This window comes from Acinetobacter sp. LMB-5 (genome assembly GCF_001541635.1).
GTDB classification, from domain to species: Bacteria; Pseudomonadota; Gammaproteobacteria; order Pseudomonadales; family Moraxellaceae; genus Acinetobacter; species Acinetobacter pittii.
This window is the reverse complement of the sequence record NZ_LRDR01000001.1, coordinates 342624-368229: the sequence shown is the minus strand read 5'-3', so window position 1 is coordinate 368229 and position 25606 is coordinate 342624. Positions and strand designations below refer to the sequence as shown.

Genomic DNA, 25606 nt, shown 5'->3' with positions numbered 1-25606 from the left:
CTTTATGCCCGTTTTTTGTTTTTCAGTACAAGACCATTATTGGTCTTGTACGTCTGTTAATCGATCAAGTTTTTTCTGGAAATAGCGACCTTGTAAGAAACGTGTTTCCACATTCCATGCATTAGCAAATAAGTTCATATCATCTAGATCACTAAGTAAAATCCCTACAGGTTTTACAGTCAAATAGTTCAAAACCTTTTCTTGTAAGCGTGTTAGACCATCATCTGAGTTTAATAGCTCAGTTTTCTTCGATTGCAGTTTTAAATATTGAACGTCTAGTTGTTGCAATATTGATTCGCTATACATAGAGGAGCTGAAATCCCGAATCGAAATTTCTGCGCCGTGTTGACGCAGGCGAGCTATGTGTTGCTGGGCAATTGCAAGATGAGGCTGAATTGCTTGTTCTGAAAATTGTAAAACTAGGGGGCTTTCAAGCTTACTACCAATAATGGTGAGTAGTTTTGAAATTAGCTCGGGGAAGGATTTATCTTTGAGCAAGATATCAATATTCAGGTTAATAATCAGTTTGGCTTTAGGGTACTGAGTAATAAAGTTATGTAGTTGCTTACATGCCTCAACCAAAATCCAGCGATCTAATTGAATAGAAAGCTCACTGTCTTCTCTTAATTCAGCCAAGTCATTTATGTCATACCATTGTTCATCGCTGATAAAACCGCTAGTCACCTCATAGTTATGGGTTTCTTGATCGTGTTTATCGTAGATCTGCTGATATTTTAAATGAATTTCACTTCGAGCTAACTGCTGCTTTAATTGCTGCAATAACGAAGATTGCAAAGGAGCATCGACTTGCTCAAGGCTTAGATCAAGCGATATAGAAGATTTAACAGGTTCGGGAGCGATAATATCGATGGTTGGTGCCAACTCAATTTCTGCCTGCGCCTTAGGTAACTCTTGCTGACTTGTTTGAGCAAGTAAGCTTGAAAAGCTATCTTCATTTAAAGGTTCAGTAATTGGGGCATAGCTCAGCTTAAATTGGATCGAGTAATTAAGCTCATTAATCTTTAATAAATGCTCTTTTTGCAAACTTTGCAGACTAGTCAGTTGGGAGTTAAGGACTGTGCTGTTTTCAGCTTGTAAAACGCCAACATATGCACCAAGTTCGATATTAAAAATCGGCATTTGCGCGTGTTCTTTTAAGAAACTGTGCAGCTGATTGAAATATTGTGCAGGAGTTTGCCAATCTTGTTGAAATACTCGCTCTGGGCATTGATTTAATTTAAATAAAATTAATGCGTTGGCTTGAGCAGGGTAGGTCGATAGTTGTCGATTAATTTGTTGCCAAGGCGTTTGTACACCATAACTCTTTTCTGAAAAAAGTGTATTTGCAGGGGTTGCTAAATCCAGTTGATAGTCAATGGTTAGCTGTACTGCATCTTCTTCCTGACTAGGAATAAACTCTAGTTTTAGAGCATTGTTACCTGCAATTGCGGAATGTTGACTCTGAATTTCAAAACGTGCCTGATCAAATTGGCCTAATGAAATTTTCTTAAATCTTTGTTTAAAAACATTTAAATCATCAGGTTGTAAAACATCTAAAATCGGTAGACCAATAATCTCGTCTTCTTGTTTAAAGCCAAAAAGGTTGAGGTATTCTGTGTTTGCCTTAACATGCATTCCTTCTTGAAAAAGTGCAACTGCTTTATGGCTATTGTTGACCAATGTTTGTGTATGGGAGTGAATTGTTTCTAACTCATTTGTCAGGCGTTGTTCAGTCTGCAATAAGTGGCTATACGACAAGGTCCGAATAAGAGTGATATAAAAATAATCTAATGGTTCTAATGGAACTACATCATAGATACCTTTTTGAATATAAGCCTGATATTGCTGAGGCTGATAATCGTCGGGCTGTAATAATAAAACAGGTAAATTTGGCTGTTCAGATGCTTGAATGAGGGAGAGAGTTTGTTCAATTTTTAGGTCATAAGCACGACCAAAAATAATAGCATCCCACGGCGTATTTAACTGTTTTTCAAAACTTTTTAAATCATCAAGTAATAATGCCTGAACTTGATAATCATTCCCCAATAATAAATTTAAAATCTGGTTATAACGTAGCTGGTTGTCATCAATAATGAGTAAACGTGTTTCAGTACGTTTTAACTTTTTAGATAATAAAGAGTTTCTCACTTTAGTGCTTCCCATAAATCTTGAGTGCTAGAGTTATTACCCTTTTTCATCATGAACTGATCAAGCAGACCTTGTTGCTGCTCATTTAAAAGTTCGAAATGAAATTGAATAAAACTTTGCGTAATGAGCTGTGCTTTGAGTAGATACACTTTGATTTCTTCTGTCCCCAATCGTAAATGAATTGTTTGTTGCTCTCTAAAAATTTGAGAGCCCGGTAAAATAAGCGTATTTTGTATTTCTTCTAGATTTTGTGTTTGTAGTAATAGTGCGGGATGATAATTGCGAGTATGGCGCTCAGCTTGAATATGCACTGAACAAGGGAACATGGCTTGCGACAAAATCTCTAAACCTAACTCTAGGGATTTTTCTGTCGATTGTTTAATCCAGCGAATTACACCGCCCCGCCATTGTCCATGCAAAGTTTCTTTAACTAAAATGTATTCACCAGTTCTTAAGTTCTTTGGTGCTTCGCCAGACCATTTAATACGATATCCATTAACACTAATATCGAGAACGGTGGTTTGATAAATGGTTTTACTTTCACGACTTAAGCGTTGATAAGAGCTGGTTTGTTGTTCTTTTTTCTCTAAGTTGGATAAAACTTTAGCTTCGCTTTGTAAGTTATAGTTATGGTTAAGCTGTAGCGTTTCTTCAAAGTTTTTTGCTTTTGATAGATAGAAATGGGCAGTGCTTAAACCAAAACAAATTTGGAGCTCTGCATTGTACTCATAACGTTCATGACGACGTTGAGCCGTGGTTCCTAAAATCGTTTGAACATGAAACTTTAAAGCTGGGCTTAAATAAAACTTTTCATTTTTAGAAATATATTGAGCATTTTTATGCATGGTTGCAGTGACATGCTCAAGTAAAGCTTGCGTACCGATGAAGATGCTAGGGTTAAAGTTAGAGCTACGCTTTGTATTATAAACAGGTGGATGGTCTTTATTTGGATCGACCACATATTTCGTTAACGCGGTATCTTTCGGCAAAATATGAATCATTCTTGCCCAGTCAAAACTACATTGAAATAATGCCTGAATTTCTGACTGACGAATCTGGTTCGTATTTAAAATATCCAGCAAAATCAGCTGAGCATAAGCTTGTGTAATATTCGCTAAAGGGTGTTGTATGCCCTGAATATGATTGATATTGATGAGATGGTATTTGTATTGAACTGCGGTTTCATACAGCTGATGCGCTATTAACCATTGACCTTTAAGAGGCTCGCTATAAAGCATATGCTGCTGATAGAGGAGATTGGTTAATTGTTGCAGGGCATGAAACGTTGATAAGATACGCGCCGTTTGCAAATTCTTTTTTTGCTTATAGGCAAAGAGTGAAAACTTTTGATGCTGTAGTTGCTCATGACTATTTTGCGCAATATTTAAATAAATACTGGCGAAATAGCAGCGGAGCAACATCGCTAATTCAATAATGTGCTCATTACGATCTGTACTAATCACGCCTTGGTTAAAGAAGTTTTTCTCTAGGCTGGCGAGTACATTGTTAATGGTCGGATGAAGCGTTTGTATGAGGTCGAAACGTAAGGTTTCACTACATTTTAATTCATTGAGTTCTAAAATGGCTGTGAATAATGCTTTTGACGTATCACCGAGTTGCATAATAGAAAGGGTAGTGACCCATTCATTAAGATCTTTAATATTGGCTTCACAAAAGCTTAACCGTTCACGAGTGAGTTCGGTTTGATTGTGAAAAATGTCCGACAGCGCATTATTCATCATCACTTATTATATAACTCAAAAAGTTGTAGCCCCAAAAAGCGGTGTTTTATTCTTTTCGCCCGCAATTTCCCTGACGAGTTTAGGAACCAAATACCCCGGTAGGTTCGCTAACACGTCACGATAGATATCATCTATCTTGGATGATTCTAAATCAAAATGTTGTGCACCTTTTACTTTATCTAAAACATGTAAGTAATAAGGCATAACGCGAGCTTCAAATAAACGATAACTTAAATCAATTAACGTCTGTGCAGAGTCATTGACACCTTTCAGCAATACTGCCTGATTTAGTACAGTAATGTGATGGTCAGATAACTGCAACAATTTTGAACAAGTAAAGTCATCGAGTTCAGAAGCATGGTTTGAGTGTACCACCAGAACTATACGCAGCCTACTGTTTTTTAATAAAGAAATTAGCTGTTCGTCGATCCGGTTAGGAATAACAATTGGGACTCGTGAGTGAATTCTCAGAATCTGGATTTGTTTGAGAGATGATAGGCGTTCTAACCAAAGTGCTAATTTACGGTTAGAAAGAGTAAGCGGGTCACCACCACTCAAAATGATCTCGTTAATGTTCGGGTTTGCTTCAATATAGTTTTTAATATTTAGCCAATCTTCATTTTTTGGCAAATTTTCTTGATAGGGGAAATGACGACGGAAGCAATAACGGCAATGTACGGCGCAAGCACCAGTCAAGGTTAATAAAAAACGCGATTTATATTTATGCAATACACCCGGTAATTGATTTGCTGCTTCTTCGCCTAATGGGTCAGTCACAAACTCAGGATGTTCTTCGAGTTCTAGGTGATGGGGTAATACTTGTAGCAAAAGCGGGTCAAGCGGGTTTTTAGCGTTCATTTTTCCGACGAACGCACGAGGAACACGCAATTTAAACTTTTCAGAAGCCAGAATCGCACCCGATAATAGCTGTTCTGAGGATAACTCGAGTAGGCTTAGCAATTCCGAAGGATCAGTAATAAGGTCACTCAGTTGAGATTGCCAGTTTTGCTCTTGGTATAAATAGTTTATCATTTGACACGATTAAGATAATGCAACAACGCATTATATCGCATAGTTGACTTGTTAAGTTTGGAGTGTGCCTTTCATGGCCTATTATTCTACAAATGATTTCAAAGCAGGCCTTAAGGTTATGCTTGATGGTAACCCATGTTCAATCATGGAAAACGAATATGTAAAACCAGGTAAAGGTCAAGCGTTCAACCGTGTAAAATTACGTAACCTTAAAACCGGTAAAGTATTAGAAAAAACTTTCAAATCAGGTGACTCTTTAGAAGCAGCTGACATCGTTGAAGTTGAAATGGAATACCTATACAACGATGGTGAAATGTGGAACTTCATGGATCCTGTATCTTTTGAGCAAATCGCGGCAGACAAAATTGCTATGGGCGATGCTGCTAAATGGTTAAAAGACGATTCAAATGAAAAATGTACAATTATGTTGTTCAACGGCGTACCTTTAACAGTAAGCCCACCGAACTTCGTTGTATTGAAAATTGTTGAAACTGATCCGGGCGTACGTGGTGATACATCTGGCGGCGGCGGTAAACCAGCTAAGCTTGAAACAGGTGCGGTTGTTCGTGTTCCGTTATTTGTTCAGCAAGAAGAAAGCGTTCGTGTAGATACTCGTACTGGCGATTATTTAGAGCGTGCATAATAGTTAAAAAATACACTATTATCGAAGGGATGATGTAAATCATCCCTTTTTTTATGCGAAAGTATAAGAGGAAAAAAGAAAAAGGAGGAGTAGAGTCACAGGGATTAAGAGAAACAGTACATAACAATATAAAAATGCTGTAGTTATTTATTGAGAGGTTAAGAATGGACACAATGCAAGCGAAATCTACGCTTCCCTCCAAGCTGGTCTGGAGCCTAGTGGCAATAATAGGTGCAATTTCTTTTGGGATGTTGGCACTCAGTCGTGGTGAACATGTCAATGCGGTTTGGCTTGTACTTGCTGCAGCATGTGTATATAGCATCGCATATCGATTTTATAGTTTATTTATTGCAACTAAAGTATTTGAATTAAACCCAAGACGTTTAACCCCAGCACATCGTTTAGCCGATGGTCTGGATTATGTTCCCACCAATAAATACGTGCTTTTCGGTCACCACTTTGCTGCAATTGCAGGAGCGGGGCCATTAGTCGGACCAATTTTGGCTGCACAAATGGGCTTTTTACCAGGAACGATCTGGTTATTGGTCGGTGTGGTTTTGGCGGGTGCGGTACAAGACTTTTTAGTTTTATTTATTTCAACACGTCGAGACGGTCGCTCACTTGGTGAAATGGCAAAACAAGAACTTGGTTCTTTTGCCGGTATTGTGGTCATGCTTGGTGCGCTTGGGGTAATGATTATTATCCTTGCGGTACTGGCATTAGTTGTGGTGAAAGCACTTGCCCATAGTCCATGGGGTGTTTTCAGTATTGCAGCGACGATTCCAATTGCATTGTTTATGGGCGTTTACATGCGTTTTATTCGCCCGGGACGTATTGCCGAAGTTTCTATTATCGGCTTCGTTTTAATGATGCTTGCCATTGTTTATGGTGGACAGGTTGCAGCAGATCCATACTGGGGTGAATTTTTCACCTTAACAGGAACACAGCTTACATGGTGCTTAATCATTTATGGATTTATCGCATCAGTTTTACCAGTCTGGTTATTGTTAGCACCACGTGATTATCTATCAACATTCCTTAAAATTGGTGTCATTCTTGGCTTGGCCGTTGGTATTGTGATTGCATTACCTGAATTGAAAATGCCGGCAGTGACTCATTTTATTGACGGTACTGGTCCAGTATTCTCAGGTAGTTTATTTCCATTCCTATTTATTACTATTGCCTGTGGTGCCATTTCTGGTTTCCATGCGCTTGTATCAAGTGGTACAACACCAAAACTTGTTGATAACGAAGCTGACATTCGCGTGATTGGTTATGGCGGCATGCTCATGGAATCTTTCGTCGGTATTATGGCGATGATCTGTGCAACTGTCTTAGATCCGGGGGTGTACTTTGCAATTAATGCGCCTGCGGCTGTACTCGGTACAACTGTAGAATCTGCGGCAGAAGCTGTGCGTAATTTAGGATTTGTCGTTACGCCTGAAATGCTAACGGTGTTGGCTCAAGAAGTAGGTGAAAGCTCGATTCTTTCACGTACAGGTGGTGCACCTACCTTTGCGATTGGTATGGCACATATCATTTCTGAAATTTTTAACAGCCGTCAAATGATGGCGTTCTGGTACCACTTTGCGATTTTATTCGAAGCATTATTCATTTTAACTGCTGTCGATGCGGGTACTCGCGCTTGTCGTTTCATGGTGCAAGACACTGTGGGTATTGTTATTCCTGCGGTTAAATCTTCAAGCTCGTTCTTTGGTAATTTACTAGGTACTGCTGTTGCGGTAGGTGGATGGGGCTTCTTCGTCTATCAAGGTGTGATTGATCCGTTAGGTGGTGTCAATTCACTCTGGCCTTTATTTGGTGTGGGTAACCAGATGTTGGCTTCAATGGCACTCATTTTGGGTACAGTTATTCTGTTTAAAATGAAAAAAGAAAAATATGTATGGGTAACGATTTTCCCAACAATTTTCTTATTCATTACCTGTATGACTGCGGGCTGGCAAAAGATTTTCCACGAAAATCCAAAGATTGGTTTCTTAGCACAAGCGAATAGATTTTCGGATGCGATTGCGCGTGGTGAAATTCTTAAACCAGCAAAAACACTTGAAGAAATGCAGACGATTGTGATGTCAAATCAAATCAACGCTGCGCTTTGTGGCTTCTTCATGATCGTTGCGATTGTGATGGTAATTGCTGCAATTGGTATTGTGCGCCGTGCGTTAGCAAGCCCGACACCAACTGCTCATGAAGCACCAGCTGTATATGCTGATCCGAAAGTGGTCACCCCACGAGGAGAGTAATGATGAATTTTAAATTTGCAAAAAATGGAACTGTCATTATTGCGAAAATCATCAAAATGACAGTGCTCTCGCAAAAAGAGCTATTACTTTCTCCAAAGAACTGGTCGCGTATTGCAACTTTGTGGCAGCGTTTGCAGCAAAGCTTTCGGCTCATGGTTGGGGTTCCAGACTACCAAACTTATCTGGAGCACATGAAAGCTCATCATCCTGATTTAACCCCAATGGATGCGACGACTTTCTATCGTCATTGTGTTGATTCGAGATATCCATCGGCAGGTGGTAACTTAAATAAATGTCCTTGTTAAGTTGAGATTAATAGTCAGCTAAAGAAACGGTATGTGGTTAAACCATGTACCGTTTTTCTTTTTTTGAAATGAAAAAGAGTTTGCTTAAAGTCTGCTCATTTGTATTTTTTTCGATGGTAAATCACTTGTTTTGCTTTTGAAAAATGAATATTATGCTTTCCATTCTAGGTGTATAGCTCAGTTGGTTAGAGCGCTACGTTGACATCGTAGAGGTCTCCAGTTCGAGTCTGGATATACCTACCAAGACATTAAAGTCATATAAACTCGAATAGCTTTACATGACTGAAAAAGCCCTAAACTATAATGGTTTAGGGCTTTTTTATTGTTTTATAAATTATTTTCAGTTTAAATAATATCTACAACTGAAATTTTATTTCCTAAATCAAAGTTGGATGGAGCTTTTCTCTCTACTATAATGCTGTATTTAATTAGGTCTTGATACTTAGTTTAAATGGATTATTTTTACTAAACCAATACGAAGGACCTTGCAGATAATGTATAAATTCATATTGAAATTAATTGGCTAATTTAGTAGGAGTAAATATAAGGATTTTTGTATCTTTAGATCCTGTAAAATAATTTCTGGGGCCAATATAAGATAATGTTTGAAAAATAAGAGAATTAAATAAATTAAGACATAATATAAAATTTTCCTTTCTCTCATATTCTTTAGATAAATCAAAATTTTTCGCTTTTGGGTGTGCTACTTCATTTCTAAGAGCTTTCCAAGCTTCAATTTCATCTTTTTTCAATAGATTTGAATCTACTAATAAATTTAATGCTTTATTCGCAGTAATAATTTTTAGGTATGAAATAGAACCTATAATTCTATTTTTATATAGTTGATCTATTTCTAAACTTTTTATCAAACCTTTAACTTCTTTAATATCATTTTCTAATTTCTCATCTTTATTTAATTCAGATAAAACTGGAATAAATATATCATTTAACAAACCTTCAATTGCTGTTGTTAAAGTAAGATTAGTAATATCTTGTTCTGAATTATAAGAGTACCAAGTACGTTTCCATTGAGCATAAATACTAAGGAAAACTTCTGGACTTTCTTTGTTTAATTGAATGGATTTCCTTAAAATATTGAAGTGATATTCACCATCTTGATACTCTTTATCACCTAGAGGAGAGGGAATAGTTTCAATATAACACTTATTTAGATAAATTTTATTAGTACTATATAATGTAATAATTTCTTCATTGTTGGAACTATACTTTGAATAATAAGGTTGTAATAAAATACCAGAACTTATACCAAGATAAAAAGTTAAACAACTTAATAATGTATCGAAGTTTTCAGCACCTTCAACTGTTATATAATTCTGATTATTTTGAGAGTCATTAACTATTCTAATCTTATAATTTTCTTCGTCGAAATTAATTATAGATTCATTCCATGATATTGAACTACTACCTAAGGTAGACGTGATTTTATTTGATTTATTTCTTGGGATATTTATACTTTGATTAAACTCTAAATATAGAAAATTTTTAGAGTTGGTTGATTGGTGTTTAATTGTTAATTCACTTAAAAGTATATGATGAATGGATGTTTTATTAATAGAAATTAAGTTTAAAGATAGTCTGAATCCATGGGATTTAAAAATTTTCCCCTGAGTATCAGTAGCTTCTAAATATAGTTTTTGAGATTCATCTAAAATATCATCTGGAAGGCGTATATCCCATCTTAAGTAAGGAATATTTTCTTTTTTTAAACAGATAAATTCTAGATAAAAAGTACCAAAATCATTAATTTTTATAATTCCATAACCCTCTAAAATTAAACCTTGCTGTTGATATATTTTGACTGAAGGGCAGTGCATTTCAAAAGTATAATTTCGTATATTTTCAAGTTCTCTATCTGTAATAATATTTAACATTTATCTTACCATTTTAAAATGTTGTTGAAATTTTTAAATTAATTTTTTGTATCATCTATTTAAACCCATTAAAAACCTATCAATTTTATCAAAAAGATAAACATTTGGATCTTCCCCTTTATCTTTTCCCTCTAATAGTTTAATTAGGTCTTCTTCAGATAAAGAAATAATAAGTTTTCCATGTTCCCTCATTGCACCATCAATAACTGTCTGAGCAGAAGAGGAGACTCCTTTTCGAGAAATTATAAAAGCACAATTCCTTAAAGCCATAGGGTATAAATAACGCTCAGTAGTAATAATTTCTCTTTGTGTGATTTTATCTGTATAGTTTTTAAATTCAAATACTACATATCTGCTTTTTAAAGTATGCGAAATAAATTGCCAAACTTCGGTTTGAGAGTCTTTTACACGGCATACAAGGTCTCTTCGTTGTAAACCATCCATTGTTGAACTTTGTTCTTGCCACCCCGTTAAATATTCAAAAAATAAATATTTTAAAGCTTCAATACACCAGTCTTCAAACTTTGATGCATTGTTTCTACCTTCGGGAATCAACGAAATTTGATCAATAATTTGTTTTGCTTCAATCAAATTATTTGCGGTTTCAATAGCTATTTTATAAGAAGGATCAAGTTCAAATAGATCAATTATTTTATTATGAATATCTGGGAAATCTTTAGCTAGGCTAAGTATTTTATCTAAATCCCATATTTCTATATTGGGGTGGATTTTATTATAACGTTCATGATCTAAATGAGTTGAGATCACTAATATTCCATTTTGGAACTTATTGGAAGGTTCTAAGACCTTTTCAAGGTGTTTAAGAGCTTCTTCAATTACACTCATAGAAGGTTTTGATAAAGGTCGATAAGCCTTTATTTCAACAACACTTAAATTATTGAGTTCACCAAATATAATGTCAGCGGAATATTTTCCTGACAATTCTATATCTTGTGTTACATTTTTATATTTAAGTTTTACTAATAAATCTTTAATTATATCTTCGAACAAAAAACCACGTTCTATTTGTTTTCTATAATTCTTACTATTATTCATATTTTAGTTCCCCAAACAAACCTATCATTAAATCATCTTCAAGCATTTCAAAAGGTAGTTCCACATATTCAGATGGCGCTCTAGGTTTTGCAGGCCCATCATGAGGTGCATTTTTTGTGTGTCCTTGCACGTATTCTCCATTCTCTTTAACATAAGGTAAAATTACTAAACGACCATGATTTTTTGATAAAATAGTTCCTTCTTTCCAAATAGTTTCCCCTAGAGTATTTGATGATTCAGTTGGTTTAACTTGTTTAATTTGCCATCCAATATTTCCATCTTCTTCAAACCAAAATACATAACCATTCGATACAAGTACTTTTTTTCCTTTTGCCTCAGCCTCTTTTAAGAGTTTTTTTACACTTTCAAGTTGTAATAGTTTATTAGCTAAAGGAAGTAGTTCGATTCTAATCTTTGCTTTAATTCTTCCCCAATGTTCGTCAAAACTTAAATTGAAAGCATTAGCAATTTTTGCTCTTTCAGCATAACGGAGGGTTTTAAGATAAGGTATATATGTCTTAGACCAATCATTTTTAAAACTTTTATATATAATTCTTTTTTCTTTACCATTATCTACTAAAGCTATTTTTAAGTAGAGCATTGTAGATAATTGTTTAAAAAGATCATCTTTAAAACTTTCTTCATTAGCAGGAAGAATTACTTCTTCATATGTGATTTTTTCTTTATTTGTATGTTTATTTACAGCAGCTGTGAGCATTAGCTCTTCTTCTTTCATTAGTCTGCTCTTCGCTTGTATAGATTTTTCAACTTTTAAGCTAAGTGATATTTCTTCTATCTCCGACAAAGCTAAAGAAGAAATATTAGAATGTATGTTTAAATTTTCAAAATTTACATACTGTAATGCTTCTTTTTTTGTATTAAAAATAGATAACTTGATAACATCTTTAGAATGTTCATAGTATTGATCAAACCATTTTAGTGTTCCATCAGGTAGGTATTTATATTCGATAATTTTCCATTTACCCACTTCATAACAATATTCTAACCAGTAAGCTAATGCAGGATAACCATATCCTGGCATTTGTTCTATTCTCATTTCTACTCCCGAGCTTTTATTGGATTTATAAAAACTTATTAAAATGTAATGTTTTTAACTATTAAATCTATGACTTTATCTAGTGAAAGTAATTTTAAAATTTACTGCAAAAAAACAATTTTATAAACCCTCATTTAACAATCACTTATTTATTATTTATCCTTACTTTTTAATGATCTAATTTAAAACAAATGTCATTTTGTGTGCTTGACTGCTAAAGGGCAGAGCACTATCCTTTGCCTGCTGGCCACATTGCCAGCCGGCTTTGACAGGCTGCAAAATAACTCCCGCATCAGAATCATTCCTTCTGAGGAATAGTCTTGTGTGGTAGCTACTCGTTCCTTTCCCGTAGCGGTAGGACGGGAGAGGGACACCCTCGGGTGTGCTAGTTTGAGTTATTACTAGTCTGTCAACCTTCTTCCGTTCTGCCACCATAATTGTATAAATGTCTGGCAGAACTCCCAATAAAAAGGAGTTGGCTTTGCACATTCATAATTTCTTGGCAGCGACTGCCAAAAGCTATAACGACACAACTTAAAAATTTAAAGCAGCTTGATGACCTTTAGGGTTTTCAGGCTTTAAGTCATTACGGCTCAAAAAACTTGCATTAACTATAAAACTTGAGATGTGCCAAGCACAGTCTTACGGCTTTGCTATGCCTTTTTTCTCCCAAAAAAGTATCTCGTTTAGAAACAACAAGAATTTATAACGGTAAAAATATGCCAAATTTAGTTCTCTCAACACGTGCGATCCAAATCATTAATACATCAATTCATTTGTTTCACCATCACGGATTTCACACAGTGGGCATCGATCGAATCGTGAAAGAGTCTCACACTCCAAAAGCAACTTTTTATAACTACTTTCATTCTAAAGAGCGATTTATTGAAATCTGTTTGATCGTGCAAAAAGAACGCTTAAAAGAAAAAGTAGTCTCAATTGTTGAGTACGATCAAAGTACAAACGTGAAGGATAAACTTAAGAAACTTTATTTCTTACATAGCGATGTAGAAGGGCCGTACTATTTATTATTTAAAGCAATTTTTGAAACCAAACTCACCTATCCAAAAGCCTATATCACCGCAGTGAGATATAGAACATGGCTCATCAATGAAATTTATAGCCAACTTAGAACACTCAAAAACGATGCGACTTTTCAGGATGCCAAATTATTTTTATATATGATTGAAGGTGCAATTATTCAACTTTTAAGCTCGAGTGTGGCATTTGAACGGGAAAGGGTGCTGGATTTTTTTTTGGCGGGGTTGGTTTGTGGCTAATGAAAACCAATAGCTCTATGAGATCGAAAAGTCCTAAGCTATAAAGCTTCAGTAATAGATTGAAAATGTTGTTTTAACGTGTTTAAGAAAAGCTGAACCTTTTTTGGAACTTTTGATCCATAGGGCGTGGTAGCATAAAAATGAAGTTTGGTGGAAAAAATGTCTTGAGAGCAATTAATAATCACTCCCTCATCTTCATATTTTTTAGCCAAAAAATCAGGAATATATAAAATACCTTTATTTTTCTTACATAGATCCAAAAGTATTTCTATATTATTGCAGATTAATTGAGGCGTCGAATTAATGATTTTATTTTCTAAGTCTGTTCTTGAATATAAAAATATATTATGTTTTCTTAATTCTTCTATGCTTTTAGGTTTTCCATATTTGTTTAAAAAGGCAGCTGTTGCATAGAAGTTTCTTTTATAGCTATTTAGAATAAAAATATTTTCTTCTCTAACTTCCTCTTCAATTTTTAAAATAATGTCGAATTTATGTTCATTTATTTCCGATGTTTTTTCAGAAAATAATAAATCAATCTCGATATTAGGATATTGAATTAAGAAATTAGAAATAATATCTGAAAAGCAAGTTTGAATAAAAGCATGTGGAGCACTAACTTTTAATATACCCTCTGGGTACTTTTGGTCATAGATGAAGTCATTGGCAGCCAAATCTAACTCTTTAACAATAACTTTACAACGCTGATAAAACTTCTCTCCTGAGCGGGTGAGGTCCATCTTTCGGGTGTTGCGCGTAAACAATGATGTACTGAATAAACTTTCTAGATAAAAAATTCTTTTAGAGACTTGATCTCGAGTAATACCTAAATTTCTAGAGGCATTACTAAAATTTCCATTCTCTACGACACTAATGAAAGTATAAATACAGTCTAGTTTATCCATTAAATTTTGAAAGGTTAACTTGGCGTGTCGCTAAACTATATTATGATCTTTTACTTATCAATCATTGTATCTTTTGAGGATACAGTTTGTATTTAAATGGGTATCTAGTAGTTTACATTTATTTTTGATTTTATATATCTTGTCTTTTATTTGGATTTACTCGGTGGTTTATAAAAATATATAGGTGATATTTTTAAAATTAAAAATTTTATCTGGCTTTAAAAAATATTTTTAAGAGGTTGTTTTTAATTGAATACATAATTTTATTAATACTGGGGTGAGTGTTTATAAATGATTAGAAATAAAGAATATCAATGAGGTAAAGAAATGAGTGGCTTGATTAATAATAATCCAGTATGGGTTAAAAAGATTTTATCAATTCATGGATTGCTTCCACTTCTTCGAGTTGCATTAGTTTCAGCCTATTTGGTTGGTGGAATTAATAAGTTCATCGGTTTTCATGCGGCTATTGAGGAGCAAGCAAGTTTTGGTTTGCAACCGGCTTGGCTCTGGGCAGCCGCAGCGATTGTGATTGAAATTGTGGGTTCGCTCTTGGTTATTTTTAATCGTTTTGTCTGGTTAGGAGCAGGGGCTTTAGGCTGCTTAACCGCAATAGCGATGCTAGTTGCCAACGACTTTTGGAATCATACAGGTCCTGCATTTTTTAGTACGTTTAATAGTTTTTTCGAACACCTCGGTCTTATCGCTGCTCTGGTGATGGTCACTATTCTTTCTAATCAACAACCAAACAAACAATAAGCTACAGCATCTAATTCTAATAGGAGTCTTTTATGCGTAAATCATTATCAGCTTTGCTTTTAAGCACAATGCTAGTGGGCACCAATGTTGCCATTGTTCCTCAGGTTTTAGCCAAGACAACAACGAGTGTAAAAAGTGAAGCACCCGGCGTAGCTCCTCAATACGATACAACACATGTGTATGTTAACCCCGAAGACTTCGATAAATTTACCGATAGCTTAGTGGCAACATTTGGGGGAACTAAATCTAAACAAGGCATTTTTCAGGTCACTCCAACACCAAGCCAGACCATTTCCCAACTTGTATTGACCCCAGTAGGAACATTGTCTGTATTCGGTTTTAAAACTCCAGTCCCACATCCTTTTGGCTTGGAAAGAACAGGCTATTTAGTCAAAGATATGGATGCGGCAGTGCAGTCTGCTAAAGCGAATGGCGCCGATGTCATTGTTGAGACATTTCCAGATCCGATCGGGCGTGATGCAGTCATTCAATGGCCGGGTGGCGTGAATATGCAACTTTATTGGCACACCACTAAACCGAGCTATAACAAACTAGAAACTGTGCCAGAAAATCGTATTTATATTTCAAAACAAAGTGCGGATTCTTTTGTTAAAAAATTCGTCAATTTCTCACACGGTAAAGTGGTTTCAGACAACCCTAAAGCGGCTGGTGTAGAAATTGGACGTCCAAATGAAACCTATAGACGTATTCGCGTGGAATCTGATTTCGGCAAAATGACAGTGTTGGTTACCGATGGTCATCTTCCTTACCCATATGGGCATGATATGACGGGTTATGAAGTCAAAAACTTATCTGAGACTTTAGATAAAGCGACAAAATCTGGTGCTATAGTCTTGGTGAATGCATATAAATCAGATGGTCGCGAGGCCGCGATGGTACAGTTCCCGGGCGGTTATATTGCTGAAATTCATGCCGCTACAAAGTAATTTATTGCCTTAATGATTGATAAAACAACACTCATATTGCTTAAGGGCAATGTGGGTGTAAACGACTAAGTCTCTGCAATGACCTATTTATTACTATGGATAACACTTGATGGCCTCGCATGTTTTTAAAGTTAGAACATATCGAACTAAGCACTCAGAGACTTACCTGAAAATAATAAAAATGAGTCTGTTATTAACCAGCAGTTTATTTTTCTACGAATCTGCTTATGCAGAAAATGAAGTTTCAAATACAAATGCATGTCCAACTCGTCCAAAAATCTCAACGAATCGTTGGCAAGAAAATTGGGATGTTTTAAAAAATCCGTGTGTGCCAAAGAAAATAGGAGACGACTTCAAATATATACCTTTTGGCGATAATAATTATTTATCACTAGGGGCAAATATTCGCGAGCGTTTTGAAGTCAATAATAATGCGAGATTTGGTAGCGGAAATAATCAAGCCGATCGCTATTTAATTCAAAGATTACAAGTTCATGCCGATGCACATATAGGTGATCATTTACAATTATTTACTCAGCTCAGTGATGCGCGAGCGTTTGATAAAAAGAATATTAGCAGTACCGATCAAAATAGACTTGATGTAGAACAAGCCTTTATTGCGTGGGTGAGTCCTTTAAATAATGGAACTTTTAAGTTTAGAGTGGGCCGTCAAGAGATGGCTTTTGACTTGCAGCGCTTTATTTCGAATCGCGAAGGGCCAAACGTTAGACAAGCTTTTGATGGCATTTGGTCTGGTTATGAATATGGCGATTGGAGAGTTTTAGGTTATCTCACTAGACCTGTTCAGATTGAAAAAGATTCAACTTTTAATGACCACTCGAAAAGCGATTTAAGTTTTAGCGGCTTTCGTGTAGATAAACAAAATGTATGGGGAGGTGAGTTATCTGGTTATTACTCACGTTATGAACGCGATAACGCATCTTTTACAAGTGTTAAGGGAAATGAGATTCGAGACTTATATGATGCTCGTCATATGGGTAAAAAGAATAATATTGATTGGGATGTTGAAGGCATGCTTCAGCGTGGAAAGATTGGTGGACAAACTATTCAGGCATGGGGACTCAGTAGCATTACGGGATATACGTTTGCTGAGCAAGCTTGGTCACCACGTTTAGGCATCCAGTTTGATATAGCCACAGGTGATAAAAGCGCTAATGATAATGAGCTCAATACCTTTAACCAACTCTTTGCAAATGGTTCATATTTTACTTTGGCAGGTTATAGTGGCTACAGCAATATTATTCACATCAAACCATCTCTGACACTTAAGCCTTCCGATAAACTCACCCTATTAACCGCATTAGGTTTTCAATGGCGTGAAACCACCAATGATGCAGTTTATTTCCAAGGCAATAACAGCATGGCGAACACAGCAGGACAAGGTTCAAGCTGGACGGGAGCATATATTCAACTAAGAGCAGATCAAAAAATAAATTCTAATCTGTCTGTTGCTGCCGAAGGAGTGCATTTTGAGGTGGGAGATACCATTAAGAAAGCAGGTGGTAAAGACGCAAACTATTTAGGCCTTGAGCTTAAATATGCATGGTAAATCGAGAAGAGAAAAAATATGAGTACAGATATAAAGCAAACAAAAATTGGCTATTATCAAAATCTAACTATTGAACTGGTGACTTGGGACTGCACCTCGGCTGAGGTTGAACTTTCCTGTGCTTGTATTTTTGAACATGAAATGAATAACCGTTCTTTTTCGGGCGGTTTAGCACATTTAGATGAAGCACTAAATGGAAGGCTAAATGAAATACGGAAAAATAATTGGTTCAGTGCGAAATTGAACGATGCTCTTTTAATAAATCAAACGCCATCGACCATACAAGCCTCTAAAGTTTTACTGATAGGAATGGGCACTCCAGAAGAGTTTACGTTAGAGAGAGTCGAGACCGCGATAAAAACTGTTGTAAAGACAGCGCATCAACTGGAACTCAAAAGTGTGGCATTTGCCCCTAGTATTTTAGATACAGGTCTGAATCCTCCCTCTGGTTTAAATGAAGTGATGCTGCAAGCTCTCAAAGAGGAATTAGACCGACATCATCAGCTTCATTTGCAAAATTTAGTCAAAAAATCTGAAATTGAAAGATGGGTTTTTGATGCTGGTTTTCAAAATTATGATGAGAAGGCCGAGCAATATATAAAGTCTTTTTCTAAAATTTTTACTCAAGATTCATTCTGATTTTAAAAAGAGAATCTGGTAAAGCACTGTAAAAAATGAATATGCTTTTAATTTAACTGCATCAGCCTAAACGATGCAGTTAAATGTAAAGATTAAGAAATTTCTAAAATTTTCTGAGCGATATATAAATCTTGTATAGATAACCCTGAACTATCATAAATTGTGATTTGTTCCTGAGACCGCCTTCCTTGAGCCTTTGCTAAAAGTACATCACCTATATTTGTTAAAGTTGCAGACTCAGGCGTATGTTGAAATTCACCAATGACTTTGGACTGAGTATTAAGATCACAAAATAAACCACTATGCAGAAATAGCTGTGGTGGAAGCTCTTGTTTACCTTGTTTATCAGACCCCATAGATGAAATGTGTGTGCCAGCTTTGACCCATTCTGCTTTAAAAAGAGGAGCGTGTGAGGAAGTCGCGGTCACAATAATATCGGCTTGTTCACAGGCTTCTTTTGCTTCTGAAACCTCAGTTTTAATCCCTAAGTGTTTGAGGTCTTTTGCCATTTTTTCAGCTTTACTTGAGTCGCGTCCTACTATCAAAATTTGTTCGAAATTTCTAATTCTCGCTAATGCCTCGCATTCATATTTAGCCTGATTTCCAGTGCCAAATATGGCTAATATTTTTGAATCTTTTCTTGCCAGTACATGAGTTGCAATTGCGTTAGAAGCTGCGGTACGGAATGCATTGACCTTACCTGCTTCGATGGCTGCTGCCATTTTTCCATTGGCCTGATTAAATAATAAAATCAGCGCATTATGTCGAGGCAAACCATTTTTAGGGTTATCTTCCCAAAAAGAACCGACTTTAAGACCAGCTAAATGCTGAGTCGCCGATGACTTAACACTAAATGTATTTTTGTTATCTGAAGCTTGACCATGAACCACAGGAAAACTTTTAGTATGGGGTTGAGTTGCAGCAATTAAAGCTTGGTAAATGGCGTCATAAGCCAGTTCGTGATTGATGAGAGCAGAAGATTCAGACTCAGAAATAAATCTCATCACCATCTCCAAAAGTTTATTTAAATTAAAATACGGCTAAGTCGAGAGGTATGTGTATATTGAAGTTCTATCTATCTATGACGTTTTAGCTGACATCATAGATAGATATCGACTTTTATTAAGCTGATAAAAACTCTACATATTTAGAAATATCAACGTTTCCACCACTAATAATGATGCCTATACGTTTGCCTTTTAACTCATGTTTTAAATTACGCGCAGCAGCAAATCCGAGGCATCCTGTCGGTTCAACCACCATTTTCATTCTTTCAGCAAAGAACTTCATACAGCTAATGAGGTCTTCATCTTCTACTGTCAAAATGTCATCCACATTCTTTTGAATAATAGGGAATGTTAATTTGCCTAAATATTGAGTTTGAGCACCATCAGCAATGGTTTGCGGCGTATCAATATGAACAATTTCTCCTTTTCTAAAAGACATTTGTCCATCATTTCCTAGAGTAGGTTCAACACCATATATTTTACAGTTAGGAGAGAGATGGCGAGCAGACAGGGCAGAACCTGCTAATAAACCCCCACCACCTAAACATACAAACAGGTAATCTAATTCACCAACCTCTTCAAATAACTCTTTTGCTGCCGTTCCTTGACCCGCAATTACATGTGGATGGTCATAAGATGGAATTAAGGTTAGACTATTTTTTTCAGCGATTTCTTTTCCAATTTTTTCCCGATCTTCTCTATAGCGGTCAAATTCAACAATATCAGCGCCGTATTCTCGCGTTGCTGCCATTTTTGCAGCAGGAGCATCTTGAGGCATAACGATTATGGCTGGAATACCAAGAGTTTTTGCTGAAAGTGCAATCGCTTGTGCATGATTTCCCGAAGAGAAAGCAACCACACCAGCTTTTTTTTGAGTGTTATTAAATTGCAAAAGTGCATTCATTGCACCACGAAATTTGAAAGCACCAACACGTTGAAAATTCTCACATTTAAAGAATACTTCTGCTTCAAATTCATTGTTAACCGTACGTGAAGTTAAAACAGGAGTCTTATTTACAAAACCTTTTATACGTTCAGCAGCGGCCGCTACATCTTCATAAGTGGGAAGGGTTAAATTTTTCATAATTAAACCTAATTCTATTCAATGTTTTTAGATGCAAGATTTCCTATTGCGCAAGGAACACTCAATATATTGACCTTGTTTAGATAAAATATATATATTTAGATAAAATGTCTAATTTTATTTTCTAATGTGATAACAAGGAGATATAAGATTTTGATTTACATTAAGTTTAAAATTAGATAAAAAGTCTAAATTACTATTGCATGCTTTACGCTAGGTTTGAAATAGTAATTAAGTCATTAGGAGGAAATACATTGGGCAATCGTGATAAACATTTACTCACTCAACTAGATACTATCGCGAAGGGGTTAAGTGAAACCCTATTTCCTTTTTGTGAAGTTGTTGTCCATGACTTAACAAATCCTGAGCATGCCATACTCTCGATACACAATAATTTATCAGGCCGAAAAATTGGAGATCCAGCAACCGAGTTAGGACTGGCTAGAATCATGTCTCCAGAGTTTCCAAATCTTATTTCAAACTATGCAAACCAGTTTGCTGATGGTCGCCCTGCAAAAAGTACTTCTATTGGTATTAAAGATGAAGAAGGCGAGTATGTGGCCGCTTTATGTATGAATATTGATTTAACTCTATTTAGAGGAATGCAAAGCGCTTTAGATCAGTTTACTAAAATTGAAACTAATAACATTATTGAAAATTTAGAACCGAATGGTACAGAAGCAATTCGAAGATATATTGATCAATTTGCATCAAAACATGCTACTACACCGCGCATGTTAAAACTTAATGAGCGAAAACAATTAATCCATGAGTTAAAGAACAATGGCTTATTAGACATTAAAAAGGCAGTGGAGACGGTTGCACAACATTTGGGTATATCCAGAGCGAGTGCCTATTTGTATGTGAAGGAAACTTAAAAGTTATTCTTATCTATCAAAAAACAACTTGTTTATTAAACATGACTCATATAATAAATGGGAACACAACAAGCATCTCTATAGCTTGATCTAGGAGGTCGTTATTTGAAGTTATTTATTATTATATTCATAGTCATTTTTTCTAGTATTGGGCTCATTTGTTTAATCGCACTACTCAGAAATTTAAAAAATTATTCACCATCTGGTGAGCATGATCATTCATCTGCTTCAACACATCATTTTCACGATAATAGTCCGAGTCATCATCATAGCTCTAGTTATTCAAATGACTGTTCATCATCATCTTCAGATTCAGGAGGATGTGATGGCGGCGGTGGCGGGGGAGATTAAAAAAAGCCCTTTTATGCAAAGGGCTTTTTTATGATTTAAGGTAAATCGAACCAGATAAATTGACTGTCTTCAGTTGCGTGAATTGTCGCTTTATCTTCAAAAACTAAAGCATCACCTGCTTTAACTTCTTGATCGCCAATGCGGACTACACCTGAAATCACGTGCACATAGTTCACTTTTTTAACCGTATCAACAGTTAACTCATGTCCTTTTTCTAATACGGCAGATTTTACTTCTGCATTTTGGCGAATATGCATTGGTGCATTTGCATCAGGCCCTGCAATTAAATGCCATTTGTTTGGATCCTTACGCGGGTCAAGATTAATTTGCTGGTAATTTGGCTCGGCATCTCTTTCATCAGGAATAATCCAGATTTGTAGTAAATGTACAGGCGTGTCAGTGTTGTTGATTTCACTGTGGGCAACACCTGTGCCGGCACTCATGAGTTGCCATTCACCCGCTTTAATCTGGCCTTCATTTCCCATCGTGTCGCGATGTGAAATTGCACCATCTAGCACACAGGTTAAGATTTCCATGTTGTCATGGGAGTGCGTACCAAAACCATTATGCGCATCAATCTGGTCATCATTAATTACACGTAGAGCGCTTACACCCATATATTTAGGGTCGTACCAACTACCAAATGAGAAGCTATGATAAGACTCTAACCAGCCTGCTTTTACATGACCTCGATCTTCACTACGATGTAGATAAGCATTCATGATCTAATCTCCCAAATTTTTATTTATCTCTTGAGAAATATAGTAATGTTCTATGTGGGGCTAAAAAATAGGTTAACTGCAACATGTCGTTGCATAATTGATATGGTCGTATAGCTTTATATTTATAGATGTAGGTTGACCCATAAAAAAAACCTGCACGAAGCAGGTTTTATTCAAATAATTGCTGATCTTAATTCGCTAGATCAAGGTCATCATATTCATTCAAGGTCTTACCTTGCTGAATATGTTTTTGATAATGTTGAGCACGGAGTATGTCTAGTTCTGAACTTGATACGCCATCTCTCCAATAGCCAGCAATACGCACGTCATTTTTATTAAACTGTTTATCTTCTAGAAAAAACTGGCGTAAAGCTCTGGCTTCTTTGCGTTCGCAAGCCGCCCAAATCGTAATATTGTCATAAGTTTTTAGTGCAAATGCTGCTTTTAAAAGAAGACCTTTTTGTGGCGTGTGATGTTCTTTATGGAACGAATGAATTTTGACGTGGTCATGACGGGGTAATTGGCTAGCAATATCTTTTTCAAAACTTTCAATAAAAATATCAGCACTTACGCCATTTTCCCATTCATTCAATATTGAATATAACGCAGGTACAGCCGTATCGTCGGCAAACATGACCACATGTTTTTTATGTATGAAATTGGGAATGAAATGCGGGCGGGGGCCAATAAGCCCAATTTTTGTACCCACTTGAGCCGAATTAAGCCATTCCATTGCTGGGCTTAAATCTTCATGTTTAACAAAATCAATTTCGATTTGAGCATTTACAGGATTGAATGAACGGACCGTATAGACGCGTGAGATGGGTTGTCCCTCTGGCGGATTGCTCACAATTAACCGAATTGCTAAATTGGGAGCTTGCCAAAGCTCTGGCTGTAATGTGTTGATTTTTCCTTGAATTCTTACAATGGATGGGTATGGCGTATGGATCGAGACGATGGTCATCTCAAGTTGTTCCATATCTTGTAAATGGTCTTTTTCTTTTAGTAACTCGCCATATTCTTGTTTCGATTTTTCTGCAATTTTTGTCATACATATAACCCAAGCTTCATGATTACTATAGAGCGTAATAATTGATATAGATGTAGTCTCTCTATTCATTACGATAACCAAGTTAGCTCTAAATGTAAATAATAATCATTATTAATTGTGGTTTTTAGTTCATAAATATAGCCCTCTAAATGATTAGGCCTAAGGTTAAAAATTATCTTATTGTTTTGATATTTATTATTTTTTATAAAGTGCTTTTAAAGGAGGAAAATAGATATTTCTCACAATATTAATTGTAAATGATTATCATTTGTATTATTGTGCTGGGATATCTATTATTCGAACAAACAGCGATAAAGACGACATTTTTATAACTTTGTTTTGAATATTAGGTGGGGTGGTATTGCATAAAGAATAGGGTGAGGACCAACATAAATGCTAAAAGATTTGAGTCAAAATTTAGGGCAAACGAATGATAAAAATAACAACGTAGAAAATTTCTTAAAGCGAATTTATGAAAATATTTTTGAACAAAATTCCAATCGAACAGCACTCATTTTTGAAGACCGTAGCATTAGTTATGCTGAGGTAGGGACTCAGGTCGCCAAAGTTATGTATGCGCTAAAAAAGCAAGATTTGGCGACAGGGTCTGTGGTTGCAATTTGCTTGAGAAAAAGTCCTGAGCATATTTATACAGCCTTGGCATGTGCGCTCACAGGCATCATTTGGCTACCTGTAGATATGGATTCACCGCCGTCGAGACTGAACTATTTATTGACGAATAGTCGGGCAGATGTTGTGGTGAGTGACTCATCCATTGCTGGTGTTCAAAACCTAAATATTAACGAAATTTTATCGGCTACAACTGAGTACAAACCGAGCTTTAATGCCGAAATTAACCGACTTCCGGCATATTATTTATATACTTCGGGAAGTACAGGGACTCCGAAATGTGTGGTCTTAAATAATCAAGCCACAGAAAATACCCTACAACAGACGATCTCGGAATGGGAAATTACTGCTGACGATGTGATTATGGCGGTAACACCGTTTCATCATGATATGTCGGTATTTGATGTATTTGCTTCAATGGCAGTGGGTGCAACTTTGGTGATGCCATCTTTTGAGCAAAGTAAAAATGCTGTTGTCTGGGCCAATTTAGTAGATCGTTACAAGGTTACGCTTTGGAGCAGTGTGCCTGCCATTGTCGATATGCTGTTCAGTGTAGCTCAAAAAGAACAACTACAGTCTTTGCGTTTAATTGCCCAAGGCGGCGACTATATCAAACCTTCACTCATTTCGAAGTTAAGAGAACAATTGCCTAACGCTCGTTTATTTTCATTAGGTGGACCTACCGAGACAACAATTTGGAGTATATGGCATGAAATAAATGAGCAAGATCAGGAAATTATTCCGTATGGAAAAGCTTTAGAAAATAACCATTATTTTATTTTGGATGAAAATCTGAAGCCTTGCCAAATGGGCGAAGTCGGTACGCTGTATATGACTGGTTTGAATTTATCAAATGGTTATTTACTTGATGGGGAAATTTATTATAAAGATTTTGTTGAAATTCAAGTGAGTGAAAATGAAACTCAAACTGCTTTTCGCATGAGTGATCAAGGATATTTTAGGGAAGATGGAAATATTATTTTTGCTGGACGTGAGGAAGGTTATTTAAAAATAAAAGGCGTGAGAATCTCTGCGGCCGAGGTTGAAAATACTTTAACGAAGAACCCGTATATTCATAATTGTGTGGTGGTAAGTTGTGTACATCCAACGACTGAAACTCAAGAGCTAGTCGCCGTTTATACTCTAGAAAATAAATACAAAACTACTCGCTTAAATAGCTCCGAATTAAAGAACTTTTTAAAAGTGCATTTACCGAGTTCACATATTCCTTCGAAATATTTAGGCATCGAAACCATACCTTTGACCCGAAATGGAAAAATTGATCGTAAAGCTGTGCAAGAAATCGCTCAGGGGAAAATTTATATACCTTCTACGTTGTCTACAAATTCCACTAAAACACAGTCATCAGTCGCTGGGGTGGGAGACTCGGTTTTATCGGTTTTCCGTGAATGCATAGCTGACAGCCAGGCTGAAAGAATGGATATTTTTTATAGAAGTGAAATATTAGCGATAGGCATTCGTCCGAAACAACTCATGAGTATTGCTCAGAAACTCTCTCAAAAGCTCAATACAGAAATTGATTTTTATACACTCATTAGCTGTAAAACAATTCAGGATGTGGTGAATAAAGTAGAGCAGCAAATAAAATAGAAAAATTGAAATGTGCTTAAAAGCAGAGTCGAGATG

Annotated in this window: 22 protein-coding genes and 1 tRNA gene; 12 read left to right on the top strand and 11 right to left on the bottom strand. The window is 36.0% G+C overall.

The window, feature by feature from the left end; translation table 11 throughout:
* Positions 1–36: 36 nt before the first annotated feature.
* Genes AW165_RS01670 through epmB form a run of 3 tightly spaced genes read right to left on the bottom strand, consistent with a single transcriptional unit; the run spans position 37 to position 4922 of the window.
* The gene (locus AW165_RS01670) at positions 37–2148 is read right to left on the bottom strand and encodes an EAL domain-containing protein (RefSeq protein WP_081410512.1); all 2112 of its coding nucleotides are present in this window, start codon (positions 2146–2148) and stop codon (positions 37–39) included.
* A complete protein-coding gene (locus AW165_RS01665) occupies positions 2145–3890 on the bottom strand; it encodes a hypothetical protein (RefSeq protein ID WP_060464801.1) in 1746 nt (581 codons plus the stop codon). The genes AW165_RS01670 and AW165_RS01665 overlap by 4 nt, the downstream gene beginning before the upstream one ends.
* A gap of 15 nt (positions 3891–3905) precedes the next feature.
* Complete coding sequence (epmB, locus tag AW165_RS01660) at positions 3906–4922, bottom strand: EF-P beta-lysylation protein EpmB (protein WP_005067999.1); 1017 nt, start codon at positions 4920–4922, stop codon at positions 3906–3908.
* A 73-nt stretch (positions 4923–4995) separates the two neighbouring features.
* Between epmB and efp the strand changes: the two genes are divergently transcribed.
* The 4 genes from efp (at position 4996) to AW165_RS01640 (ending at position 8374) form a co-directional block, all read left to right on the top strand.
* Complete coding sequence (gene efp, locus AW165_RS01655) at positions 4996–5565, top strand: elongation factor P (protein WP_002118666.1); 570 nt, start codon at positions 4996–4998, stop codon at positions 5563–5565.
* A 164-nt stretch (positions 5566–5729) separates the two neighbouring features.
* Complete coding sequence (locus tag AW165_RS01650; protein WP_005068001.1) at positions 5730–7826, top strand: carbon starvation CstA family protein; 2097 nt, start codon at positions 5730–5732, stop codon at positions 7824–7826.
* Positions 7826–8131, top strand: coding sequence for a YbdD/YjiX family protein (locus AW165_RS01645; RefSeq protein WP_081410491.1), 306 nt, complete (start codon positions 7826–7828; stop codon positions 8129–8131). The genes AW165_RS01650 and AW165_RS01645 overlap by 1 nt, the downstream gene beginning before the upstream one ends.
* A gap of 166 nt (positions 8132–8297) precedes the next feature.
* A tRNA-Val gene (locus AW165_RS01640) sits at positions 8298–8374 on the top strand.
* 272 nt (positions 8375–8646) lie between these two features.
* Here the strand turns inward: AW165_RS01640 and AW165_RS01635 are convergent.
* From AW165_RS01635 to AW165_RS01625, 3 genes are read right to left on the bottom strand one after another with little or no spacing between them, the layout of a single operon-like run.
* Entirely contained in the window at positions 8647–10023 is a 1377-nt protein-coding gene (locus AW165_RS01635; protein ID WP_081410490.1) for a hypothetical protein, read from the bottom strand.
* Between the two features lie 51 nt (positions 10024–10074).
* Positions 10075–11079, bottom strand: coding sequence for a restriction endonuclease (locus AW165_RS01630; protein WP_060464799.1), 1005 nt, complete (start codon positions 11077–11079; stop codon positions 10075–10077).
* Complete coding sequence (locus AW165_RS01625; RefSeq protein WP_155859628.1) at positions 11072–12136, bottom strand: hypothetical protein; 1065 nt, start codon at positions 12134–12136, stop codon at positions 11072–11074. The genes AW165_RS01630 and AW165_RS01625 overlap by 8 nt, the downstream gene beginning before the upstream one ends.
* Positions 12137–12855: 719 nt before the next feature.
* On the opposite strand from AW165_RS01625, the gene AW165_RS01615 reads away from it, so the two are divergent.
* Complete coding sequence (locus AW165_RS01615; RefSeq protein WP_060464796.1) at positions 12856–13416, top strand: TetR/AcrR family transcriptional regulator; 561 nt, start codon at positions 12856–12858, stop codon at positions 13414–13416.
* A 38-nt stretch (positions 13417–13454) separates the two neighbouring features.
* On the opposite strand, the gene AW165_RS01610 is transcribed toward AW165_RS01615, so the two are convergent.
* Complete coding sequence (locus tag AW165_RS01610) at positions 13455–14321, bottom strand: LysR family transcriptional regulator (protein WP_060464795.1); 867 nt, start codon at positions 14319–14321, stop codon at positions 13455–13457.
* A 327-nt stretch (positions 14322–14648) separates the two neighbouring features.
* Between AW165_RS01610 and AW165_RS01605 the strand changes: the two genes are divergently transcribed.
* From AW165_RS01605 to AW165_RS01590, 4 genes are all read left to right on the top strand, one after another.
* Positions 14649–15080, top strand: coding sequence for a DoxX family protein (locus AW165_RS01605; RefSeq protein WP_032038770.1), 432 nt, complete (start codon positions 14649–14651; stop codon positions 15078–15080).
* 32 nt (positions 15081–15112) lie between these two features.
* The gene (locus AW165_RS01600) at positions 15113–16027 is read left to right on the top strand and encodes a hypothetical protein (protein WP_060464794.1); all 915 of its coding nucleotides are present in this window, start codon (positions 15113–15115) and stop codon (positions 16025–16027) included.
* 109 nt (positions 16028–16136) lie between these two features.
* Entirely contained in the window at positions 16137–17597 is a 1461-nt protein-coding gene (locus AW165_RS01595) for an alginate export family protein (RefSeq protein WP_060464793.1), read from the top strand.
* A gap of 18 nt (positions 17598–17615) precedes the next feature.
* On the top strand, positions 17616–18236 hold the full coding sequence (locus AW165_RS01590) for a M17 family peptidase N-terminal domain-containing protein (protein WP_060464792.1): 621 nt from the start codon (positions 17616–17618) through the stop codon (positions 18234–18236).
* Positions 18237–18328: 92 nt separating this feature from the next.
* On the opposite strand, the gene AW165_RS01585 is transcribed toward AW165_RS01590, so the two are convergent.
* On the bottom strand, positions 18329–19240 hold the full coding sequence (locus AW165_RS01585; RefSeq protein WP_060464791.1) for an ornithine cyclodeaminase family protein: 912 nt from the start codon (positions 19238–19240) through the stop codon (positions 18329–18331).
* 118 nt (positions 19241–19358) lie between these two features.
* Complete coding sequence (locus tag AW165_RS01580) at positions 19359–20327, bottom strand: threo-3-hydroxy-L-aspartate ammonia-lyase (protein WP_060464790.1); 969 nt, start codon at positions 20325–20327, stop codon at positions 19359–19361.
* 254 nt (positions 20328–20581) lie between these two features.
* On the opposite strand from AW165_RS01580, the gene AW165_RS01575 reads away from it, so the two are divergent.
* Both AW165_RS01575 and AW165_RS20255 read left to right on the top strand, forming a co-directional pair.
* Positions 20582–21205 carry a helix-turn-helix transcriptional regulator gene (locus tag AW165_RS01575; protein WP_017402695.1) on the top strand — a complete coding sequence of 208 codons (624 nt, stop codon included), beginning with the start codon at positions 20582–20584 and terminating at the stop codon, positions 21203–21205.
* A 105-nt stretch (positions 21206–21310) separates the two neighbouring features.
* Positions 21311–21556, top strand: coding sequence for a hypothetical protein (locus tag AW165_RS20255; RefSeq protein ID WP_078225176.1), 246 nt, complete (start codon positions 21311–21313; stop codon positions 21554–21556).
* Between the two features lie 35 nt (positions 21557–21591).
* On the opposite strand, the gene AW165_RS01565 is transcribed toward AW165_RS20255, so the two are convergent.
* Together AW165_RS01565 and AW165_RS01560 are read right to left on the bottom strand one after the other, a co-directional pair.
* Entirely contained in the window at positions 21592–22278 is a 687-nt protein-coding gene (locus AW165_RS01565; RefSeq protein ID WP_005068005.1) for a pirin family protein, read from the bottom strand.
* Positions 22279–22468: 190 nt separating this feature from the next.
* On the bottom strand, positions 22469–23329 hold the full coding sequence (locus AW165_RS01560; protein ID WP_014207292.1) for a siderophore-interacting protein: 861 nt from the start codon (positions 23327–23329) through the stop codon (positions 22469–22471).
* Positions 23330–23722: 393 nt separating this feature from the next.
* Here AW165_RS01560 and AW165_RS01555 point away from each other — a divergent pair, with 393 nt between their 5' ends.
* On the top strand, positions 23723–25570 hold the full coding sequence (locus tag AW165_RS01555; protein ID WP_060464788.1) for an AMP-binding protein: 1848 nt from the start codon (positions 23723–23725) through the stop codon (positions 25568–25570).
* Positions 25571–25606: the final 36 nt, after the last annotated feature.

Excerpts from the sequence above, each read along its gene's own strand:
- AW165_RS01665 (WP_060464801.1), bottom strand. The coding sequence starts at position 3,890 with ATGATGAATAATGCGCTGTCGGACATTTTTCACAATCAAACCGAACTC.
- epmB (WP_005067999.1), bottom strand. The coding sequence starts at position 4,922 with ATGATAAACTATTTATACCAAGAGCAAAACTGGCAATCTCAACTGAGT.
- efp (WP_002118666.1), top strand. The coding sequence starts at position 4,996 with ATGGCCTATTATTCTACAAATGATTTCAAAGCAGGCCTTAAGGTTATG.
- AW165_RS01650 (WP_005068001.1), top strand. The coding sequence starts at position 5,730 with ATGGACACAATGCAAGCGAAATCTACGCTTCCCTCCAAGCTGGTCTGG.
- AW165_RS01645 (WP_081410491.1), top strand. The coding sequence starts at position 7,826 with ATGATGAATTTTAAATTTGCAAAAAATGGAACTGTCATTATTGCGAAA.
- AW165_RS01635 (WP_081410490.1), bottom strand. The coding sequence starts at position 10,023 with ATGTTAAATATTATTACAGATAGAGAACTTGAAAATATACGAAATTAT.
- AW165_RS01630 (WP_060464799.1), bottom strand. The coding sequence starts at position 11,079 with ATGAATAATAGTAAGAATTATAGAAAACAAATAGAACGTGGTTTTTTG.
- AW165_RS01625 (WP_155859628.1), bottom strand. The coding sequence starts at position 12,136 with ATGAGAATAGAACAAATGCCAGGATATGGTTATCCTGCATTAGCTTAC.
- AW165_RS01615 (WP_060464796.1), top strand. The coding sequence starts at position 12,856 with ATGCCAAATTTAGTTCTCTCAACACGTGCGATCCAAATCATTAATACA.
- AW165_RS01610 (WP_060464795.1), bottom strand. The coding sequence starts at position 14,321 with ATGGATAAACTAGACTGTATTTATACTTTCATTAGTGTCGTAGAGAAT.
- AW165_RS01605 (WP_032038770.1), top strand. The coding sequence starts at position 14,649 with ATGAGTGGCTTGATTAATAATAATCCAGTATGGGTTAAAAAGATTTTA.
- AW165_RS01600 (WP_060464794.1), top strand. The coding sequence starts at position 15,113 with ATGCGTAAATCATTATCAGCTTTGCTTTTAAGCACAATGCTAGTGGGC.
- AW165_RS01595 (WP_060464793.1), top strand. The coding sequence starts at position 16,137 with ATGGCCTCGCATGTTTTTAAAGTTAGAACATATCGAACTAAGCACTCA.
- AW165_RS01590 (WP_060464792.1), top strand. The coding sequence starts at position 17,616 with ATGAGTACAGATATAAAGCAAACAAAAATTGGCTATTATCAAAATCTA.
- AW165_RS01585 (WP_060464791.1), bottom strand. The coding sequence starts at position 19,240 with ATGAGATTTATTTCTGAGTCTGAATCTTCTGCTCTCATCAATCACGAA.
- AW165_RS01580 (WP_060464790.1), bottom strand. The coding sequence starts at position 20,327 with ATGAAAAATTTAACCCTTCCCACTTATGAAGATGTAGCGGCCGCTGCT.
- AW165_RS01565 (WP_005068005.1), bottom strand. The coding sequence starts at position 22,278 with ATGAATGCTTATCTACATCGTAGTGAAGATCGAGGTCATGTAAAAGCA.
- AW165_RS01560 (WP_014207292.1), bottom strand. The coding sequence starts at position 23,329 with ATGACAAAAATTGCAGAAAAATCGAAACAAGAATATGGCGAGTTACTA.
- AW165_RS01555 (WP_060464788.1), top strand. The coding sequence starts at position 23,723 with ATGCTAAAAGATTTGAGTCAAAATTTAGGGCAAACGAATGATAAAAAT.